This window comes from Stenotrophomonas sp. HITSZ_GD, from assembly GCF_029543105.1.
Lineage (GTDB): Bacteria > Pseudomonadota > Gammaproteobacteria > Xanthomonadales > Xanthomonadaceae > Stenotrophomonas_A.
In genome coordinates this window covers 1-4,177 of sequence record NZ_JARQXB010000035.1, presented here as the reverse complement: position 1 = coordinate 4,177, position 4,177 = coordinate 1, and the positions used below count along the sequence as shown (strand labels likewise).

4 protein-coding genes are annotated in these 4,177 nt (G+C 71.0%); 2 read left to right on the top strand and 2 right to left on the bottom strand.

The features are described from left to right. Positions 1-182: 182 nt before the first annotated feature. Complete coding sequence (cysQ, locus tag P6166_RS17350; protein ID WP_277765677.1) at positions 183-983, bottom strand: 3'(2'),5'-bisphosphate nucleotidase CysQ; 801 nt, start codon at positions 981-983, stop codon at positions 183-185. After that, complete coding sequence (nudE, locus tag P6166_RS17345; RefSeq protein ID WP_277765676.1) at positions 980-1,519, bottom strand: ADP compounds hydrolase NudE; 540 nt, start codon at positions 1,517-1,519, stop codon at positions 980-982. Before nudE ends, cysQ begins: the two co-directional genes overlap by 4 nt. Before the next feature lie 68 nt (positions 1,520-1,587). On the opposite strand from nudE, the gene bioA reads away from it, so the two are divergent. Together bioA and P6166_RS17335 are read left to right on the top strand one after the other, a co-directional pair. Then, positions 1,588-2,973, top strand: a complete 1,386-nt coding sequence (gene bioA / locus P6166_RS17340) for an adenosylmethionine--8-amino-7-oxononanoate transaminase (protein ID WP_277765675.1) — start codon at positions 1,588-1,590, stop codon at positions 2,971-2,973. Continuing rightward, the gene (locus P6166_RS17335; protein ID WP_277765674.1) at positions 2,964-3,698 is read left to right on the top strand and encodes a 16S rRNA (uracil(1498)-N(3))-methyltransferase; all 735 of its coding nucleotides are present in this window, start codon (positions 2,964-2,966) and stop codon (positions 3,696-3,698) included. The genes bioA and P6166_RS17335 overlap by 10 nt, the downstream gene beginning before the upstream one ends. Positions 3,699-4,177: the final 479 nt, after the last annotated feature.

The window sequence follows — 4,177 nt, the reverse complement described above, 5'->3', positions numbered from 1 at the left end:
ACCCGCCCGATCGTTCAACCCGGACGGAACGAAGATCAAAGGCGATGAGCGACGGGCTCGATGTCCAGCGCGGTGGCGCTGGACGACGGGGCATCGGCCATCCGTGGCTGCGGGAGCTGCACGGAAGAACTACACCGACCGCGCGTTTGCGATGAGGCAGGCAACAGGCTCGCGCGCCACGCTCACATCCACTCGCGCCACGGCAATGCGGGGTCGCCCAGCGCGATGAAATCCCCATTGAGCAGGGTCTCGCGCTGGTTGTAGCGGAATGGCTCGCCGCTGTGCGCGGCCAGCACCTGTCCGCCGGCCGCCTCCAGCACGCATTGCCCCGCGGCGGTGTCCCATTCGGAGGTGGGGCCGAAACGCGGATACACATCCAGCACGCCATCGGCGATGCGGCAGAATTTCAACGAGGAACCTTGGGCGATCACTTCCACCTCGCCCATGCGCGCCAGCAGGGCCTCGGTGCGCTCGCCGCGGTGCGAGCGGCTCGCCGCCACGCGCAGCGGCGCGGTGGCCGGGGTGCGCACCTGCAGCCGCACGTCGTGGTCGCCTTCCCGGCGGTAGGCGGCTTGCGCGCGCCAGGCGTGCCAGAGCCGTCCGTCCACGGGCGCCTGGATCACGCCGAACACCGCCACGCCTTCGTCGATCAACGCGATGTTGACGCTGAATTCGCCGTTGCGCTTGATGAACTCGCGCGTGCCGTCGAGCGGGTCGACCAGCCAGTAGCGCCGCCAGTGGCGTCGCACGTCCCACGGCACCTGCGCCGATTCCTCCGACAGCACGGGAATCTCCGGCGTGAGCTGCGCCAGGCCCTCGACGATGACGCGGTTGGCGGCCAGATCGGCCTGCGTCAGGGGGCTGGCGTCTTCCTTGGTCTGCACCGAGAAACCGTCGGCGTACACGGTCATGATCGCCGCGCCGGCGGCCTGGGCGATGGCGATGACGCCCTCGCCCACGGCCGGGTCGATCGCCGCGCTCACAGCTTGCCCGCCAGCCACTGGCGGGCGATCAGCAGCGCGGCCAGCGAACGGCCTTCGGAGAAGTCCTCGCGCAGCAGCAGCTGGTCGAGATCGGCCAGCTTCCACGGCACCACGTCCAGTTCCTCCGGCTCGTCGCCGGGCAGGCGCTCGGGGTACAGGTCGCGCGCCACCACCAGCCAGGACTGGTGCGCCATGTAGGTGGGGGCCAGCGTCATCGCGCGCAGCACGTCGAGCTTGCGCGCGCCGTAGCCAGCTTCCTCCTTCAGCTCGCGGTCGGCGGCCTGCACCGGGGTTTCGCCTTCGTCGATGCGGCCCTTGACCAGGCCCAGCTCGTAGCGGTGCATGCCGGCGGCGTACTCGCGCACCAGCAGCACGGTCTCCTCGTCCAGCAGCGGCACCACCACCACCGCGCCGTGCCCGCCGCTGAGCAGGCGGTGGTACAGCCGGCGTTCGCCGTTGGAGAACTCCAGGTCCAGCTGCTGGCGGCCTTCGCCCAGCTCGCGGACCTCGTGGATCACCGGCAGCGTCCGGCTCATGCGGGAAACGCCGCGCCGCGGCGGGCCGATAGAATGGGCATATGCGCAAAGAGATTGATCACACCGAAATGCTAGCAGACCCCGCCGCCCTGGCCGATGCCTGGCGAAAGCGCGACCTGGCCGTGCTCTGGCACCCGTGCACGCAGATGCGCGAGCACCCCGACACCCTGCCGCTGGTCCCCATTGCACGCGGTGAAGGCGCCTGGCTGATCGGCCACGACGGCCGCCACTACCTGGACGCGGTGAGCAGCTGGTGGACCAACCTGTTCGGCCACGCCGAGCCGCGCATCGGCGCGGCCATCGCCGCGCAGGCCGGGTCGCTGGAGCAGGTGATGCTCGCCGGCTTCGGGCACGAGCCGGCGATCCGCCTGGCCGAGCGGCTGCTGGAGATCGCCCCGCGCCAGCCCGGCCGCGCGCCGCTGTCCAAGGTGTTCTACGCCGACAACGGTTCGGCCGGCGTGGAGGTGGCGCTGAAGATGGCCTTCCACTACTTCCGCAATCGCGGCGAGCCGCAGCGCACGCGCTTCGTCGCGTTGGAGAACGGCTACCACGGCGAAACCATCGGCGCGCTGGCGGTGGGCGACATCCCGTTGTATCGCCGTGTCTACGCCCCGCTGCTGGCCGAGGCGCTGTTCGCGCCCTCGCCCGACGCCTACCTCGCCGCGCCGGGCCAGTCGGCCGAGAGCCGCGCCCTGCAGGCCGCCGACGCGCTGGCCGACCTGTTCGACCAGCACCCCGGCGAAATCTGCGCGGTGATCCTGGAACCGCGCCTGCAATGCGCCGGCGGCATGCGCATGCATCACCCGGCCTACGTGCGGCGCGTGCGCGAGCTGTGCGACGCGCATGGCGCGTTCATGATCGCCGACGAGATCGCCGCCGGCTTCGGCCGCACCGGCACGATGTTCGCCTGCGAGCAGGCCGGCGTGATGCCGGACCTGATGTGCCTCTCGAAGGGCCTGACCGGCGGCTTCCTGCCGCTGTCGGCGGTGTTGGCGACGCAGGACCTGTACGACGCCTTCCTGGACGACTCGCGCGAGCGCGCCTTCCTGCATTCGCATAGCTACACCGGCAACCCGCTCGCCTGCGCCGCCGCACTGGCGTGCCTGGACATCTTCGCCCGCGACGAGGTCATCGTGCGCAACCACGCCACCATCGAGCGCATGCGCGAGCTATCGCAGCCCCTCGGCGACCACCGCCATGTCGCCGACCTGCGCCAAGCCGGCATGGTGGTGGCCTTCGAACTGACCCGCGACGGCGACCGCCGCACCCCGTTCCCCGCCGAAGCGCGCGTCGGCCTGCGCGCCTACCGTGCCGCCCTGGCGCGCGGCGTAGTGCTGCGCCCGCTCGGCGACATCCTCTACTGGATGCCCCCCTACTGCGTGGACGAAGCCCAGCTGGCCCTGCTGGCCGAAACCACCCTGGCCGCGATCGAGGAAGCCACCGCATGCGCCTGACCCGCAGCCACGTGGACCTGCCGCTCTCGGCCGGCGCAGAGCTGTTGCTGCCCGAGGACACCGCCAACCACCTGCTGCGCGTGTTGCGCCTGGGCGAAGGTGACGACTGCGTACTGTTCAACGGCGACGGCCACGACTACCCCGCCACGATCACTCTCGCCGCCAAGCGCGAAGCACGCGTGCGCCTCGGCGCACCGGTCGCGGTGCATACCGAATCCCCGCGCCCGCTGTACCTGCTGCAAGGCATCGCCCGCGGCGAGAAGATGGACCTGATCCTGCAGAAGGCGACCGAGCTGGGCATCACCGCCCTCCTGCCGGTCAACGCCGAGCGCACCGAGGTCAAGCTCGATGCCCAGCGGATGGAGAAGCGCGTGGCGCACTGGCGCAGCGTGATCGTCTCGGCGTGCGAGCAATCCGGCCGCGCCCGCGTCCCGGCGCTGGCGATGCCGCAGTCGCTGGCCGACGCCGCCCGCGCCGTGCCCGCGGAAGCGCTCAAGCTCACCCTCGACCCGCAGGGCGAACATCGCCTTGCCACGCTCGAAGCGAGCGCGGATACACCCATCGTCGTGGCCATCGGCCCGGAAGGCGGCTGGTCCCCGCGCGACCGCCAGACCCTGGCCGCGGCGGGCTTCCAGGGCCTGCAACTCGGCCCGCGCATCCTGCGCACCGAGACGGCGGGCCTGGCGGCAATTGCCGCCCTGCAGGCGAAGCTGGGCGACCTGTAACCATTCGCCGATGCGCAGGCGCGGCTTCGGCCGCGACCGGTATCTAATCGTTTTCGGGGAAGGGGGCCAATGCCCTGCATGTGCAAGGCGATCGGATGGCGCGCGGTCGCAGCTGAAGCAGCCCCTGCAGTGGCGTGGTCCAAACCGAGCGAGCGGCCACGGGCCTTTGATCTTCGATCCGCCCGCGCGGGACGATCGGGCGTCCGGGGGCAGGCCCTTTCCGGGACCGTAGGCGACACTGATGTCGCCTACGAGCCTCCATGGATGGATTCACGGCGTGTCCCGGAAAGGGCCTGCTCCCGGGCGCCGCGCGACGCACCAGAGCGAGCCGCGCACCAGCAAGCGAAGCCTGCCGCCACAGCCGCCGGATACCCGCACGGTCGCGGCTGAAGCCGCCCCTGCAATGGCGTGGTCCAAACAGAGCGAGAGGCGGCGGGCCTTTGATCTTCGATCCGCCCAAGCGGGACGATCGGGCGTCC